This is a genomic window from Acrocarpospora corrugata (assembly GCF_009687845.1).
Classification (GTDB): Bacteria; Actinomycetota; Actinomycetes; order Streptosporangiales; family Streptosporangiaceae; genus Acrocarpospora; species Acrocarpospora corrugata.
Genome location: NZ_BLAD01000060.1, coordinates 43850 through 60031, shown reverse-complemented (window position 1 = coordinate 60031; position 16182 = coordinate 43850). Strand labels below are relative to the sequence as shown.

Here is a 16182-nt window from a genome sequence, read left to right as displayed (position 1 = left end):
TTGAGTACCGTACGACCGTACTTCGCCGTACTTTCAGGGAGCACCCCCCATGATCGAGCTGCCTCTCACGGCCGCCCAGGAGCGTGTCTGGTTCCTCCAGCAGGTGGACCCGCAGGACGCCTCCTACCATCTCTCCCAGACCACCCGGCTCACCGGCCCGATCGACCCGGCGCGCCTGACCCGGGCGTTCGGCGACATCGTCGCGCGGCACGAGGCGCTGCGGGCCAGGTTCCCGGCCAGGGACGGCGGTCCCGTGCAGGTCATCGACCCGCCGTGGCCGTTCGAGCTGACCCGGATGGCGGCGACGCCGGCCGAGGCGGAGGCGATGGTGAGCGCGCTGATCGAGCGGCCGTTCGACCTGGCGGCCGGGCGGCTGCTGCGGGCCTGGCTGATCGCGTGCGGCCCGGACGAGCACCTGCTGTGCGTGGTGGCGCACCACATCGTCTGCGATGGCCGGTCGATCGGCATCATCGCCGACGAGCTGACCGCCCGGTACGGCGGAACCGCCCTCGACCCCCTCCCGGTCCGCTACTCCGACGTCATCGAGGAGACGGAGGAGAGCGCGGAGTCTCTCGCGTACTGGACCGGGGAGCTGGCCGGGGCGGCGGCCCTGGAACTGGCCGTCGACCGGCCGCGCCCGGCGGTGGCGGACACGGCGAGCGCGCACCTGCTGCACCCGCTGCCGCCTGAGGTGACGACCCCGTTCGCGGCACTCGCCGCCAAGGAACGTTGCACGCTCTTCATGGCGCTGATGGCGGTGTACCAGGTGCTGCTGTCCGGGCGGAGCGGCCAGAGCGACTTCTGCGTGGGCTTCCCGACGGCGGGCCGGGACCGCGAGGACCTGGAACGCCTGGTCGGCTACTTCTCCAACACCGTGGTCGCCCGCGGCGACTTATCCGGCGATCCGAGCTTCCGTGAGGTGCTGCGCCGGACCAGGACCCGCCTGCTGGCCGGGTACCGCCACCAGAAGGTGCCGTTCGAGCGGCTGCTGCCCGCGCTCGACATCGAACGCGACCTGAGCCGGGCGCCGCTGTTCCAGACCATGTTCGGCATGCACCACCAGACCGGCGGCCCGGGGCTGGCCCTGGAGGGGGTGCGGTCCGAGCGGGCCGACGCCGGGTTCGGGCACACGCCGTACGAGCTGAAGGCCGACATCTTCGGCCTGAGCGGGATCTGGCAGCTGCTGCTGGTCTACAACACCGGCCTGTTCGACGAGCCGACCATCGCCGGGTACGCCCACGAGTTCGAGACCCTGATGGCCCGCGCCGCCGCCGACCCGGACCTGCGCCTGTCCGAGCTGACCGCCCCCACCGGCGCGGAGTACGAGCGCCTCATCCACGACTGGAACCGCACCGCGCCCCCCGCCGCCGACCTGGTCCCCGACCTGATCCGCCGCCAGGTGGCCCTGCGCCCGGACGCGATCGCCGTCACCGGCGGCGACGTCCGGCTCAGCTACGCCGAACTCGACCGCCGCGCCGACGACCTGGCCGCCCGCCTCCCGGTCCGCCCCGGCGAGCTGGTGGCCGTCTGCCTGCCCAGAACGGCGGAATCCCTGGTCGCCCTGCTCGCCGTGCAGCGCGCGGGGGCGGCGTACGTGCCGATCGACCCGGCCTACCCGCCCGCCCGGCTGGCCTTCGTCCTGGACGACTGCGCCGCCGCCCTGGTCCTGGCCAGTTCGGAGACGGTGACGGCGCTGCCGGACCACCCGGTCCCGACCGTCCTGATCGACAGCCCGCCCCCCGCCCGCGCCGACTTCACCCGCGCCCCGGTCCGGGGCGCGGACACCGCCTACGTCCTCTACACCTCCGGCTCGACCGGCAAGCCCAAGGGCGTGCCCGTCCCGCAGGCCGCGCTCGCCAACCTGCTGACCTCGATGGCCGCCATGTTCGACGCCGCCCCCGAGCACGTCTGGCTCGGCCTCACCTCGCTGTCCTTCGACATCTCCGCGCTGGAGCTCTACCTGCCGCTGGTCACCGGCGGCCGGGTCGCGATCGCGGACACGGCCACCGCGGGGGACGGCTTCGCCCAGGCCCGGCTGATCAAGGAGGCGGGGGTCACACACGTGCAGGCCACTCCGTCCGGCTGGCGGATGCTGCTGGACTCCGGCTACCGGGATCCGGCGCTGACCGCGCTGGTCGGCGGCGAGGCGCTCGGTCCCGAGCTGGCCCGCCGCCTGCGCGGGTCGGTGGGCCGCCTGGTGAACGTGTACGGGCCTACCGAGACGACCATCTGGTCGACCGCGTGGGAGGTTCCCGCGAAACCGGCGGCGGTGCGGATCGGCGCTCCCATCGGCGGGACCCAGGTCTACGTACTCGATGAGCGCTTCAACCCCGTCCGCGCCGGCGTCCCCGGCGAGCTGCTCATCGGCGGTGCCGGCGTCGCGCACGGCTACCTCGGCAGAGCGTCCCTCACCGCCGAACGTTTCGTCCCCGACCCGTACGGCGCCCCCGGCGGCCGCCTCTACCGCACCGGCGACATGGTCCGCTGGCGGCCGGAAGGCGAGCTGGAGTTCCTGGGCCGGACCGACAACCAGGTCAAAGTGCGCGGCCACCGAATCGAACTGGGCGAAGTGGAAGCGGCCTGCGAGGCATTCCCCGGCGTCATCCAAGCGGTCGCCGCCGTGCACGAGGAGAACCTGATCGCCTACATCATCGGCGAAGTCAGCCTGGGCGCGGTCTCCCGCGCGCTGGCGAGCACCCTGCCCGCCCACCTGGTGCCCGCCCGATTCATCCGCATCACCACCCTGCCGATGACCCCCAACGGCAAGGTCGACCGGGCCGCCCTGCCCTCCCCGACCGCGCAGCGCGCCGAGTTCACCCCGCCGCGGACCGACGCGGAGTCGCTGGTCGCCGACGTGTGGACCGAGGTGCTCGGCGTGCCCCGGGTCGGCGCGCACGACGACTTCTTCCGGCTCGGCGGCCAGTCCCTGCTGGCGGTCAGGGTGGCGGCCAGGATCCTGGCCATCACCGGCGTCGAGCTGCCGATCCTGACCATGTTCACCCGCCGGACGGTGGCCGATCTGGCTGTCGCGCTGGAGGAGGGCCTGACCGCCGAACTGTCCGACATGTCCGACGAGGAGGCGGAGCGGCTGCTCGCCGGGGAGGACTGATCAGGCCGCCGCCAGGACCAGGTTCTCCAGCTCCGGCAGGAAACGCGCGATCTGCTCAGAGGTCAGGCAGCGCGTGTCCGCCGTCAGCTGGAGGACCAGCCCGGCGTCGGGGGCGTCCAGGACCAGGAGGCAGAACCGGCAGCGGATGCCGTCAGGGTCGGGCAGCCAGTCCAGCCGGGATTTGGCGTCCGGACTGGCCGGGGCGCGGTCGGCGGCCTGCCGTACGTCGTTGAAGCAGGCGTACGGGTTCAGCTCCGCGCCGCGTTCCGCGCCCATCCGGGTGAGAGCCCGGTCGAGGGCGGGCTGGTCGTAGTAGGCGTGCCGGTAGGCGGCCAGCGCGGCCCGCCAGGCGCGGGGCACCAGCTCGTCCAGGCCGCCGCCGAGTTCGAGGGCGAACAGGCCGAGCTGGTCGAGGGTGGTGACCATGCCGCGCAGCTCGCCGGCGAAGCGGTTGCCGACGATCGTGGACAGGGCGACCGAGCCGTGGCCGGTCCGCGCGCCGACCAGGACGGCGGTGGCGGCCAGCAGGACGGTGGTGGAGCTGACCTGGTGCCGGTCGGCGACCGTCCTGGCCGCCGCCGCGAGCGGCTCCGAGGCCAGCCGGACCCGGCGGTGCCGCCGCCGGCCGGGGTGCACGGGCGTGAACATGACGGGCGGGACGCGCTCGTACTGGCCGGTCCAGAAGGCGATCGCGGCCCGGGTGCGGCGCTCGCCGCCGTCACGCTGGCCGAGCGCCAGGTCCAGCGGCTGCGCGGGCGGCGGCCCGGCGAGCTCGTCCTGGCGGAGCAGCCTGCGCAGGTCGCGCAGGAGGATCCCGGTGGCCTGACCGTCGGCGGCCAGGTGGGACAGGACCAGCACCACCCACCGCACCCGGCCGCGCGAGGTGACCAGTCCCACCCGCAGCGGCCACTCCCCCGCGAGGTCGAACTCCCCGGCCGTGAGCTTTTCCAGCAGCGACGCCGCGTCGGCGCCCGATTCTGCGGCCACGACGGTGAGCGGGATGCGCCCGGACCCGGAGAGCACCTGCCGTGGCTCGCCGCCGGTGACCTCCACCCGGGTCCGCAGCGACTCGTGCCGCTCGGCCAGCAGCCCGACCGCGCGGGCCGCCTCCGCGACCGCCGCCCCGCCGCGCCTGGGCACCATCAGCACCCGGCCGATGTTGAAATGACCCGGCGGATTGCGCGCCATCGCGTCCCAGATCCCGCGTTGCCCCCAGGTCAGCGGCGCCTGCCCGGACCGGCCACCACCGAAGTCGGCGTACACCCGTCGCCCCCTCCTCACTTCTCGGGAACTCGTGGACCGAAAGTTTTTTCCGATGAACGAAAATTTCGAGGGAGCGCAACCGGATGTTAGCCAGGCCCGTCAGGACGGTCAACCGAGGGCTAGCCCGGTGGCGGCTCGCCCCGGCCCGGCGGATAGTCGGAAGGTCCGGCTGCCGCCGATCGAGAGGTCGCGATGAGGTTCTCCCGTGCCTGGCTGGCGATCGCCGTCGCGCCGCGGTGGCGAGCCCACGTCGCGCTCGCCGTGATCGTCGCGTTCGCGCTGGCCACCGTCCTGGCCGCGATCGCGGGCGCGCGGCGCGGCGGGTCCGCGCAGGAGCGGCTGCGGGCCGGCGCCCTGCCCGCCGACATCCTGGTGCAGAGCCAGATCCCCGACTTCGACTGGGACCGGGTGCGGGCCCTGCCCGGGGTGGCCGCGGTCGCGCCGACCGTGGTGTCCGCGCTGTCCGTGCAGGGTGTGCGGCTGGGCTGGGACTCCGCGCCGCCCGCCGACGCCGAGATCTGGCGCTCGGTCGAGCGCCCGGTGGTGCTGGCCGGGCGGCTGCCCGACCCGGCCCGCGCCGACGAGGTGGTGGTGCTCCCGCACTTCCTGGACGAGTACGGCAAGGGCGTCGGCGACTCGGTGGTGATCCAGTTGAGCACGCCGGAGGAGGTCAACCTGATCGGCGACACGTCGGGGACGGTCGCCAGGCACGGGCCGAGGGTCGTGGCGCGGATCGTGGGAGTGATCAGGTCGCCGTACTACGTCGACCCGAGCGGAGCCACCGGAACGATCCTCCCGTCGCCCGGATTGTTCTTGAGATATCGCGAAAATTTCATTGGCACGGACGGCCGCGGCGGCTTCACCATCGCGCTCGTCCGGCTGGCCGGCGGCGAGGCGGGGATACCGGCGTTCCGTGCACGTTTCGCCGCGCTGACCGCCCGCCCGGCCGTCAAGATCGAGAACCTGGCGACCACGCGCCGCCAGGTCGACCGGCTGCTCGGCTACGAGGCGGCGGTGCTGCTCGCGCTCGGCCTGTCCGTGCTGGCCGCAGGGACGCTGCTGATCGGCCAGTCCACGGCCCGGCTGGTCGGCTCGTCGATCCCCGCGCTGCGGACCCTGCGCGCCCCCGGCCTCACCCCCCGGCAGGCGGTGGCCGCCGCCGCCCTCGGCCCCGCCCTGGCCGGAGCCGCCGGCGCGATGACCGGCGTGCTCGGGGCCGCGGCCGCCTCCCCGTGGCTGCCGATCGGGGCCGCCGCCTCCTACGAGCCGAGGCCCGGCTTCGACCTGGACTGGGCCGTGCTACTGCCCGGCCTGCTGGGCGCGCCCATCGTGCTCGCGCTGGGCGCGGCCGGCTACGCCTGGATCCTGTTCGCCGCCGCGCGGTCGCCGCGCCGCCGCACCCCGTCCGTGATCGCCGCCGCCGCCGGCCGCCAGGGCTGGCCGGTGCCGATCCAGACAGGGCTGCGGTTCGCGCTGGAGCGCGGCAGGGGCCTGGACACCCTGCCGGTCGGCTCCGCGCTGACCGGGACCGTGGCGGGCGTGCTCGGCGTGCTGGCCGCGCTAACCTTCGCCGCCGGCGTCGCCGACGCCGCCACCAACCCGGCCAGATACGGCCAGACCCACCAGCTGATCGTCTTCCTCGGCTTCAACGGCCAGGGCATTCCCCCGGACCGGGCCGTCGCCGCGCTGGCCGCCGACCCAGACGTGGCGGGCATCGAGGACCGGCCGATGTCCCCGGCCGTCTCCGGCCACCTCACCCTCTCCCTGTACGGCTACGCCCCCGGCCGCCACCCCGTCCCGGTCGGCGGCCTCCTGGCCGGACGGCTCCCCGCCACCGACACGGAGGTCCTGCTGGCGACCCGGACGGCGGAGACGCTCGGGATGGGCGTCGGCGACCGGATCCCGCTCACCGGCACCCGGGGCAGCCACGAGTACACCGTCTCCGGCGTCGGCTTCGTCCCCGAAGGGCCCGCCAACAACTACGCGGAGGGCGCGCTGGCCACCCCCGGCGGCTACCGCGCCCTGTTCGACGCGTACGAGATCGACTTCCTCCTCATCGCCCTCCGCCCCGGCGCGGACGTCACGACGGCCGCCGCCCGGCTCGGCCGTACGTCGAGCGAGGCCCTGGACGGCGCGCGGCTCGGCTTCGTCCCGTTCTACGAGCCCCGGCAGCTGGTCGAAATCAAGGGCATCTCCGGGCTGCCCGCCACCCTGGGCGGCTTCCTCGCGCTGCTGGCGCTGGCCGCGACCGGCCACGCGCTGACGGTCGCCGTCCGGCGGCGGCGGCACGAGGTGGCGGTGCTGCGGGCGCTGGGCCTGACTCCGGCGCAGTCCCGGTGGATCGTGCTGACCCAGGCGGGCACGCTGGCCCTGTTCGGCCTGGTCGCCGGGGTGCCGCTGGGGCTGGCGCTGGGCCGGGTGCTGTGGCGGGTCGTGGCCGAGGGCGCGCCGCTGCTCTACGTGCCGCCGACGCCGGTGGGCACGCTGCTGCTGATCGCCCCGGCCGCGCTGCTGGCCGCGGCGGCGCTGGCGGTGTGGCCCGCCAGAACCGCCGCGCGCATCCGCGTCGCGGCCGTGCTGCGCGCGGAGTGACAGCGGAGAATGACAGCGCCGAATGACAGCGCAGCGCGTCAGACCGAGACGGCGCCTCGCGAGGCCCGGGGCAGCAGCGCGAACGCGCCCAGGTAGAGACATCCGGCCACGATCAGCAGGGCGTTGTAGCCGACCACCAGGGCCAGGTACTCCAGGCAGCCGCCGACCATCGCGCCGAGCAGGTTCGCGCCGAACGACATGGTGGCGTTGTCGGTGTCGGCGAACCGCTTCGCGAACACCACGTTGGCCGCGAAGATCGGCAGGAACGCGATCACCACCGCCGTGAGCAGGCGCAGCGGCACCGGCATGGACAGCAGCCAGGCGTTGGGCACCAGCCAGCCGATGGCCAGTCCCGCCAGGATCACGCCGTACATGACGGGCAGGGACGGGGTGCGGAAGCGGCGGGTCACCTCCACGGCGGCGAGCACCGCGACCAGGACGCCGCCGAAGACGATCGCGTTCACCAGCCAGGTGGTGCCGAACAGCAGCGCGAACCCGGTGACGTTCTTGGTCTCCAGCAGCATGAAGCCGACGCCCAGCAGGAACAGGTCCGCGTACGGCCGCATGGTGCGGAACGGGCCCGCCACCGCGCGCACCGCGAGCAGGCTGACCAGCAGGATCAGGCCGAGCGCGACCACGTAGAGCATCGGGATCGAGGTGTCGTGCAGGTACAGGAACGGCCGGTCGTCACTGGTCGGCGGCGGGGTGTCGGCGGACGCGCCGCCCCACTCGGCGGCGCAGGTCTGGTCGGCGGCGGTCAGCCCGGCGGTGATGACGGCCTGCTGGCCCCAGCCGACCACGTCCACGCACGGCTTGTGGCCGAACGCCGCCTGCGCGGTGGACGCGAGCCGGTCCATCAGCCAGATCTCGCGGTAGTAGTTGTACATCGCGAACGCGCCGCCGGGCTTGAGGTGGGCCTGGGCTGAGCGCATCGCCTGCTCGGTGAACAGGTAGCTCTCCAGCCGCAGCGAGCTCGCCCCCGAGACCAGGGTGAGCGAGTCGGGCAGCGCGAACAGGATCAGGTCGTACTTCTTGTCGGTGCGCTCCAGGAAGGCGCGGCCGTCGTTGATGTGGGTGGTGACGCGGGCGTCCTGGTAGGGCCGGTCGGGGTGGAACTCGCCGCCGAGCTCGCGGAGCTTGGGGTCGATCTCCACGGCGTCGATGTGCTTGGCGCCCTTGGCCAGCGCGATGGCCACGTCGGTGCCGCTGCCCGCGCCGACGATCAGCACGTCGTCGAGGGTCTTGGTGGCGGCCCGCTCGTACGGCATGCCGTACTGCGGCTCCCACTCCAGCCGCTTGGCGGCCGGGATGGCCTCCTGGTGCGGGATGCCGTTCACGTCGATCCGCATGATCGGCACGCCGTCGCGCTCGAAATGGTTGGCCGTCACCTTGTAGTAGGGCGACCAGAGCGCCCCCGCCGTGAAGGTTTCAAGGCCGAGCGCCGTCAGCACCAGGATGCAGGGCGCGATCACGAGGCCGAAGTGGAGGGCGAACGACTTGGGGCGGAGCAGCACGCCGTACGCGACGGCCGCGAAGATCCCCCACACCAGCGGCGGCGCGGACAGGAACGACAGCAGCGTGAACAGGCCGATGCCGATCAGGCTGCCGACCAGGTCCCACCGGTACGCCTCCAGCCGGGGCAGCTCGGGGAAGCAGCGGCCGACCAGCTCGGCCGGGCCCATCAGGACCAGCGCCGCCGCCACGAAGATCACCGGCAGGATCGCCCAGGCCGGCGGGCCGCTGGTGGAGAGGCTGGTGAAGTACAGGATGCCGTCGGTCTCCCGGTTGACCACCACCGGGAAGAAGCTGACGACCAGCACCAGCACGGCCAGCACGACCGGTGAGTAGTAGGGCAGCCGTTTGGTCCGCCCGACCCGCAGGAACCCCAGCCCGATGCCGAGGAACGAGCCGAGCAGGACGAAGTTCGTGAAGTAGCTGAGGTGGACGATGTTGGATCCGGTCCACCGGATCAGCGCGAGTTCAAGGAACAACATGAACGCGCTGGCCACCACCAGCCTGGGTCGCACCGGGATCCAGTGAGCGGGGGGTGCGCCGTCATCCTCGTGCAGAGTCGCGTCTGCTTGCATCGTCACGGGTGGAGGCTAGCGAACAACGCCTGTCCGAGCCAGATGCCCGATTCGCCCTTCCCTATTTTCCTATATCGTTCTCCTGGTGGCAGCGTTACACCCATGAACCTGATACCGACCACACGGTCCTCTCGGTCGTGGTCGGCTCCCGGGCCCAGGGCCTGGACACCGCCGCCTCCGACACCGACCGCCGGGGCGTCTACGCGGCCCCGACGTCCTCGTTCTGGCGTCTCGACAAGCCGCCGACCCATCTGGACGGCCCGCTGCCCGAACAGTTCTCCTGGGAGATCGAACGCTTCGTCAGCCTGGCCCTGACCTGCGACCCCACCGTCATCGAATGCCTGTGGTCCCCCATCGTGGAACGCGTCACCCCGATCGGCGCGGAGCTACGGGAATTACGCCCCGCGTTCCTGTCCCGGCGGGCCCGGAAAAGCTTCCTGGAGTACGCCGACACCCTCCGCAAACGGATCGACCCCGAATCGCCGAAGTGGAAGTCGGCGATGCACATGATCCGCCTGCTGCTCTCCGGCCGCCACCTGGCCCTGCACGGCGAACCCCTCGTCCACGTGGGCGGCCATCGCGACCGGCTGCTCGCGATCCGGCGCGGCGAAATCCCCTGGCCCGAGGTCCAAGCCTGGCGCGCCAGACTGATCGCCGACCTCGACGAGGCCCCGGACGGCCTGCCCGCCGATCCCGACCGGGCCGCCGTGGAGGACTTCCTGATCGCGGTACGGAAGACGAACTAGACGAAGGCGACCACGGCGTATCTCTCGTCGTGGATGGGCCGGCCCCACAGATCGGGATCCGGGAGCGGCTCGACGCGCGAGGTTCTCACCAGCGGGCGCAGCGCCCGCTGGAGATCTTCGGCGGTGACGCCGCCCCGCCACGGGAGCGAGCCGGGGTCCGCGTAGGACTGGTCTTCCTCGGGTTCGGCCGAGGTGGCCCAGCGGCCCTCGACGAGGACCAGGCGGCCGCCTGGACGGAGCAGGCCGGTCCAGCGGCTCAGTGCCCGCTCGGGGTCGGGCAGGGTCCACAGCAGGTGGCGGGAGAGGATCACGTCGAAGGCTGTTCCCGCCGCTTCTGGCGGGCCGGCCGCGTCGCCCACCAGCATCGGGGCGTCGAAGCCTGCCGTGCTGAGTTTGCGCCGGGCCTGATCGACCATCAGGGGCGCCAGGTCTACGCCGACCGGCCGGTGTCTCTGCTGGGCCAGGAGCAGGGACAGTGAGCCGGTGCCGCAGCCCAGGTCGAGGACGTCGGCGGGGGCGGCGGGCATCCAGGAGCGCAGGCGTTCCGACCACGCGGCCCTGACCCGGGGATCGAGCAGGCCGTGATCGGCCTCGTCGTCGAAGGAAGCGGCGGCGTCCCAGTAGGACGCGATCGATGAGCTGTCCGGTGGCATCGGCACATCATGCCAGCCGGGTACGACAGATCAGCCGAGGTAGGGAATCGTCCGGGCCTGACGCCGGAAGCCCATGCCGCGGTACAGGCGCTGCGGGATTGGATAGCCGGTGTCGCCCCGGGGGCAGACGATCGCGGTGCTCCCGCCGGCGTCGCGGAGGGAGTGCAGGGCGGCCAGGCAGACCGCGCGGGACAGTCCTTGGCGGCGGAACTCCGGAACCGTCCCCACTGGCTCGATCAGGCCGACCCTGTGCTGGTCATCCAGCCAGATCAGGCAACTGGCGGCGAACTCGCCGTCGGGCCCTTCCGCGACCCAGTCCAGATCCGCCCGGTACGGCCAGGCCCCCATCAGGGCCCGATAGGACTCCTCGGTCACCTTGGTCGAATTCCAGGAGCGCCGATGGACGGCCACCCGCCGTACCAGATCGGCCGCGCCCGACACCGGCCGCACCACGAACCCGGGCGGAACCACCGGATCCGGCAGTCGCCTCAACGAGCGCCGGTGGTGGGCGAAGAACGCCGTCTCATGCGGATCCTGGAGGTATCCGTAACCGGCCAGCGCCGACCGGAGGCCCTCCTCGACGTCCAGCGTCGTGATCGCCACCGGCTGACCGTCTGCGAGGCTCTTGAACCACTGGAGCACCTCACCCATCAGCTCCGGATGCTCCGGATCCACCTGTAACCGGAAATCTCCCGGCAAGTTCGCCCACCCCCAGGCGACCACGCGCCCGCCGTCCTCCCAGAGCGCGATCGGCCACTCGGTCAGCTCCGGCGGGTACATCAGCCGCCCCCACGCCAGATCCCCCACATGATACGAACTCCGGACAGACCACAGCCGCTGGGTCAGCTCCTGCATCGCGCGAAGATCCGCGCCCGTGGCGTACGCCCGCATGGTCGCCATCAGGTCAGGCGGCCGACATGGGCCAGGGCCTGCTTGAGCAGCACGCCCTGGCCGCCCGTCATCTCCTGCTGCACCATCATGGAGGCGGCCTCGGCGGGGGTGAACCACTCCAGGTCGAGCGCGTCCTGCCGGGGACGGCAGTCACCCGCGACCGGCACGATGTAGGCGAGCGAGACCGCGTGCTGGCGCGGGTCGTGGTAGGGCGTGACGTCCTGGGTCGGGAAGTACTCGGCCACCGTGAACGGCTGCGGCGAAACCGGGATCTTGGGCAGCGCCACCGGCCCGAGGTCCTTCTCCAGGTGGCGCATGAGGGCGTCGCGGATCCGCTCGTGGTAGAGCACCCTGCCGGAGACCAGGGCCCGGCTGACCGCCCCGTCCGGGCCGATGCGGAGCAGCAGGCCCACGTGGGTCACCGCGCCCGACTCGTCGACCCGGACGGGGACGGCGTCGACGTACAGGATCGGCATCCGCCCCCGGATGGCCTCCAGCTCTTCCGGAGCGAGCCAGCCGTGCGCGGTTTCGGTCATTTCGGCCATTGCTCGATCGTACTCGGCAGGGCGGGGGCCACCTCGCGCAATGCCGCACAATGCGCGAGGCGGTCAGCGAAGCCCGGCGCGCTCGTCCAGGGCGACGACGGTGAGCCAGGCGATGCCCGCCAGGGAGCCGAGCCCGACGGCGAGCGCGCCCGCGGCCCCGCCCGACATCGCCCAGACGTTGCCGGCCAGGAAGATCACTCCGCTGGCCGCCGAGCCCACCGCGTATCCGGTACGGCCCGCCCGGCCGTAGTGCCGGGCGAGGACGAACCAGGCCACGATGAGCGCGAGGAACCCGATCGCGCCGGAGGCGTTGTGCACGAGGCTGTGCCAGCTCATCGAGGCCGGCACGCCCGGCGGGGTGCCGACGGGGAAGCCGTCCATCGGCTCCAGCGTGAAGATCCCGGCCAGGACGGTGGTGACGCCGAACACCCCGATCAACCTGGGCGCCCAGACACCGCCGGACTGGCCGTCCAGGGCGCGGCGGAGACCGATCGAGCCGGCGACGGCCAGGACGCCCATCAGCACGAACGTGGTGATCTGGAGCCAGGCGAGGTCGCCGTTGCTCAGCATGCTGAGCGGGTGGCGGGTCAGGTCGAAGCCCTCCCGGGTGAAAGCCTGGCCGAAGGACAGGATCCCGAAGACGGGCGCGGCCAGCGCGCCGCCGACGAGGAGCGCGCCCGTGCCGGTCCGGGTGCCAACCTGGGTGCTGGTCTGGGCGCTGGTCTGGGCGCTGGCTTGCGTGCCGGCCTGGGCGCTGGCTTGCGTGCCGGCCTGGGCGCTGGCCTTGGTGGTGGTCATGCCGTTTCCCTTTCTGCGGCGGTGCCGGTCGAACCGGCCTCGCTGACGCGTCGATCGGCGAAGCCCGGAATCGACCTCCCGCCCCGGCCACCCCGCCGACCAGGCCATATCTAGAAATTTCGGCGTTACCTGTCATATGTTGAGTGGGCGCATTACCTGTCACATCCCGTCGAATCCCAGGTCAACCCCGGTACGGTCGATTTCCGTGCCAGATGTTCGACGCGTGGCTGAAAGGCACGAAACGAACAAGGAGCAGACCATGCGATTCCTGATGACCACCAAGGGCGGCGGCCCGGCCCCGGACGAGGCGATGCACATCGAGATGGGCAAGTTCGTGGAGGAGATGACCAAGGCGGGCGTGCTGCTGGCGACCGGCGGGCTCGACCCCGCGGGCACCCGCTTCACCTCCTCCGGCGGCGACCTCACCATCACCGACGGGCCTTTCACCGAGGCGCGCGAGGCGATCGTGAGCTTCGCGCTGATCGAGGTGCGCTCCAAGGAGGAGGCCATCGAGCTGTCCCGCCGGTTCTGGCAGATCGTCGGCGACGGCGTGGGCGACATGCAGCAGGTGTTCGGCCCCGAATAACCCCGCGCATCGACGGCAGGCCGAGGCGATGATCCGATCATGACGTCGTGGGACGCGCACGCAGCGGTCGACGGCGTCTGGAAGCTGGAGTCCGCGCGGATCGTCGCCGGCCTGGTCCGGATGACAGGCGATGTCGGCCTGGCCGAGGAGTTCGCGCAGGACGCGCTCCTGGCCGCGCTTGAGCGATGGCCTGAGTCAGGCGTCCCGGACAATCCGGGCGCCTGGCTGATGGCCATCGCCAAACGCCGGGCCATCGACCACCTGCGCCGCGCCGAACGGCTGGACCGCAAGCACGAACAGCTCGCGCACGAGCTCACCACCCAGCCCGACGAGTCCCTCGACCTGGCACCGGACGGCGACGAGGTCGGCGACGACGTCCTGCGGCTGATGTTCATCTCCTGCCACCCCGCACTGACCACCGAGGCGCGGCTGGCGCTGACCCTACGGCTCGTCGGCGGCCTGCGGACCGAGGAGATCGCACGCGCGTTCCTGGTGTCGGAGACCGCGGTCGCGCAGCGGATCGTCCGGGCCAAGCGCACGCTGGCCGCCCGGCGGATCCCGTTCGAGGTGCCCGAGGGGCGGGAGCGCGCCGCCCGGCTGTCTTCGGTGCTCGAAGTCATCTACCTGGTGTTCAACGAGGGCTACGCGGCCACGGCGGGCGAGGACCTGATCCGGCCGGGATTGTGCCTGGAGGCGTTGCGGCTCGGCCGGGTGCTGGCCCAGCTGATGCCCGGTGAGGCCGAGGTGCTCGGCCTGGTCGCGCTGATGGAGTTGCAGGCGTCGCGGGCCGAGGCCAGAACCGGCCCAGAGGGCGAGCCGATCCCGCTGCACGAGCAGAATCGCGGGCGCTGGGATCGGCTGCTGATCCGCCGGGGCATGACGGCGCTGCTCCAGGCCAGGACCGCCGGCGGCCCGCTGGGCCCGTACGTCCTGCAGGCCGCCATCGCGGTCTGCCACGCCCAGGCCGCCACGGCGGCCGGCACCGACTGGGCCCAGATCGCGGCGCTCTACGACGCGCTGTTCCGGGTGCTGCCCACCCCGGTCGTGCAGCTCAACCGCGCGGTCGCGGTCGCGATGGCGGACGGCCCCGAGGCGGGCCTGGCCCTGGCGGATCCGCTGCTGGCCGAGCCAGCGATGCGCAACTACCATCTGCTGCCGGGCGTGCGGGGCGACCTGCTGGCCAGGCTCGGCCGCAGCACCGAGGCGCGCGCCGAGTTCGAGCGCGCCGCCGAACTCGCCCAGAACACGCCCGAGCGCGCGATCCTGCTGAAACGCGCCGCCGCCTGCGGCGGCCGGGACGACGCGGTCACGCTCGGCCACGCCGTCGCCGCGTTCCTGGACCGCGCCGACCTGGACGCGGGGACGCTCCGCGCCTACCGGCACACCATGAACCGGATGCTCGCCCACCTCGGCGCCGGGATCCCGCTGCCCGAGGTGACCGCCGAGCGGGTCGCCGAGCTGTTCGCCGCCGCGTGGGGCGGCGCGGCGGACGCGACCTGGAACCGGCACCGCGCGGCCGTCCGCTCCTTCGCCGCGTGGGCGGCCCGCGACCGGGGCTGGCACACCGCCGACCCCGCCGCCCGGCTCGGCCGCCGCCACGAACCACGGGGCAGAACCCCCGCCCTGGACCCCGTCTTCGTCGAAGCCCTGCTGGCGCGCCCCGGCCTCGCCCTGCGCGAACGCACCCTCTGGACGATGCTCTACGAGAGCACGGCCACCGCCGCCCTGGCCCTCTCCCTCGACATCGAGGACGTGAAGAGCATCGGGGGCACAGGGGGCACAGGGGGCATCGAGGACATCGAGGACATCGGCGACCACACGCGCGGCACCCTGTGGGGACCGCGCACGGCCGGGCTCCTCCCCCAGCTCATCGCCGGCCGCCGCCGGGGCCCGCTGTTCCTGGCCGACCGGCGCCCGGCCCCGGCCCGGACGCCGCCGTCCCGCGACCTGTGCCCGGAGACAGGCCGCCGCCGCCTGTCCTACGAACGGGCGGAGTATCTGTTCAAGCAGGCGTCGCATGGCAACACCTTGTATCAACTGCGACTGACAGAACCCGCCGCGACCCGGCGCCCCTCCCCGTCGTAGACCTCGGCCGAGCCGGGCCCGGCCATGGCCACCGTGAGCCGCTGCGGCCCGATCGCGGGCGCGAGCAGCCGGTAGGCGAACTCCGTCCCGATCAGGTCCAGGCCGGTCCGCCGGAACAGCTCCGCCATGAGCACGATCAGCAGCGGCCCGTGCACCACGAGGTCCGGGTATCCCTCACCGGCGGCGAACCGGTGGTCATAGTGAATGCGATGCGCGTTATAAGTGAGCGCGGAGAACCGGAACAACACCACCGGATCGACGTCGAAAGTGAGACGCGGTTCCCCCATCGGCAAGCCCGCGCCGGTTTTCGGCAAAATCCCCGGCGGCCGGTACACGAGATCCTGTTCCTCGACGACGGCCGGTTCGCCGCCCTGGTGGATCTCGTTCCGTACCGTCACGAAGGTCAGCGGGCCGGAGCGGCCGGTCTTGTCCGCCGACGCGACCACCCGGGTGGTCCGCACGGCCGCCTCGCCCACCCGCAGCGCCCGCAGGTGCGTGGTCCGCCCGCCCGCGAACATCCGGGTCCGGCCGGGGCCGGGCTGCCCCGCCAGCGGATGCCCGTCCGGCCCGAGCTCGTCCTGCCGCCACTCGTCCAGCAGGTGCGCCCAGTGCCACATCGGCGGCAGCCGCTCGCCCGCCTCGGTCCCGAGCAGCCCCGCCAGGGCCCGCACGGCGTGCGGGTCGATTAGCCCTTCCCGCCGGATGTCCATGAACCAGCTCCTCTCATTTATGCAACCGCCGCAAAGTAATTTGTGATGCTATTTCGGAATCATGCGTATGCCGGGAAATGGGTTATCATTATTGCAACGCAATCCCTCCACCACCGG

General features: G+C 72.6%; 12 protein-coding genes and 1 pseudogene. 6 read left to right on the top strand and 7 right to left on the bottom strand.

The features are described from left to right. Window positions 1–49: 49 nt before the first annotated feature. Complete coding sequence (locus Acor_RS23310) at window positions 50–3109, top strand: non-ribosomal peptide synthetase (protein WP_155338845.1); 3060 nt, start codon at window positions 50–52, stop codon at window positions 3107–3109. Here the strand turns inward: Acor_RS23310 and Acor_RS23305 are convergent, their stop codons facing one another. After that, window positions 3110–4372, bottom strand: a complete 1263-nt coding sequence (locus Acor_RS23305; protein ID WP_155338844.1) for a condensation domain-containing protein — start codon at window positions 4370–4372, stop codon at window positions 3110–3112. A gap of 192 nt (window positions 4373–4564) precedes the next feature. Here Acor_RS23305 and Acor_RS23300 point away from each other — a divergent pair, with 192 nt between their 5' ends. Further along, entirely contained in the window at window positions 4565–6964 is a 2400-nt protein-coding gene (locus Acor_RS23300; RefSeq protein WP_155338843.1) for an ABC transporter permease, read from the top strand. A 38-nt stretch (window positions 6965–7002) separates the two neighbouring features. Here the strand turns inward: Acor_RS23300 and Acor_RS23295 are convergent, their stop codons facing one another. Then, a complete protein-coding gene (locus Acor_RS23295) occupies window positions 7003–8991 on the bottom strand; it encodes a spermine/spermidine synthase domain-containing protein (RefSeq protein WP_246239013.1) in 1989 nt (662 codons plus the stop codon). Window positions 8992–9122: 131 nt separating this feature from the next. On the opposite strand from Acor_RS23295, the gene Acor_RS23290 reads away from it, so the two are divergent. Next, window positions 9123–9797, top strand: a complete 675-nt coding sequence (locus Acor_RS23290) for a nucleotidyltransferase domain-containing protein (RefSeq protein WP_155338899.1) — start codon at window positions 9123–9125, stop codon at window positions 9795–9797. Here the strand turns inward: Acor_RS23290 and Acor_RS23285 are convergent. From Acor_RS23285 to Acor_RS23270, 4 genes are all read right to left on the bottom strand, one after another. Continuing rightward, complete coding sequence (locus Acor_RS23285) at window positions 9794–10450, bottom strand: class I SAM-dependent methyltransferase (RefSeq protein ID WP_155338842.1); 657 nt, start codon at window positions 10448–10450, stop codon at window positions 9794–9796. The two genes, Acor_RS23290 and Acor_RS23285, sit on opposite strands and share 4 nt — an antisense overlap. Window positions 10451–10480: 30 nt before the next feature. Further along, on the bottom strand, window positions 10481–11350 hold the full coding sequence (locus Acor_RS23280) for a GNAT family N-acetyltransferase (RefSeq protein ID WP_155338841.1): 870 nt from the start codon (window positions 11348–11350) through the stop codon (window positions 10481–10483). Then, a complete protein-coding gene (locus Acor_RS23275) occupies window positions 11350–11886 on the bottom strand; it encodes an NUDIX hydrolase family protein (protein ID WP_218034433.1) in 537 nt (178 codons plus the stop codon). The genes Acor_RS23280 and Acor_RS23275 overlap by 1 nt, the downstream gene beginning before the upstream one ends. A 63-nt stretch (window positions 11887–11949) precedes the next feature. Continuing rightward, complete coding sequence (locus Acor_RS23270) at window positions 11950–12684, bottom strand: DUF998 domain-containing protein (RefSeq protein WP_155338840.1); 735 nt, start codon at window positions 12682–12684, stop codon at window positions 11950–11952. Window positions 12685–12943: 259 nt separating this feature from the next. On the opposite strand from Acor_RS23270, the gene Acor_RS23265 reads away from it, so the two are divergent. The 3 genes and pseudogenes from Acor_RS23265 (at window position 12944) to Acor_RS46360 (ending at window position 15355) form a co-directional block, all read left to right on the top strand. Beyond that, on the top strand, window positions 12944–13270 hold the full coding sequence (locus Acor_RS23265) for a YciI family protein (protein WP_155338839.1): 327 nt from the start codon (window positions 12944–12946) through the stop codon (window positions 13268–13270). 39 nt (window positions 13271–13309) lie between these two features. Then, window positions 13310–14557: pseudogene (locus Acor_RS46365) on the top strand (RNA polymerase sigma factor); the annotation flags it as partial. Continuing rightward, complete coding sequence (locus tag Acor_RS46360; protein WP_422664830.1) at window positions 14531–15355, top strand: site-specific integrase; 825 nt, start codon at window positions 14531–14533, stop codon at window positions 15353–15355. The pseudogene Acor_RS46365 and the gene Acor_RS46360, both read left to right, overlap by 27 nt. Here Acor_RS46360 and Acor_RS23255 read toward each other — a convergent pair. Beyond that, entirely contained in the window at window positions 15304–16065 is a 762-nt protein-coding gene (locus Acor_RS23255) for an FAS1-like dehydratase domain-containing protein (protein ID WP_155338837.1), read from the bottom strand. The two genes, Acor_RS46360 and Acor_RS23255, sit on opposite strands and share 52 nt — an antisense overlap. Between the last annotated feature and the right edge of the window lie 117 nt (window positions 16066–16182).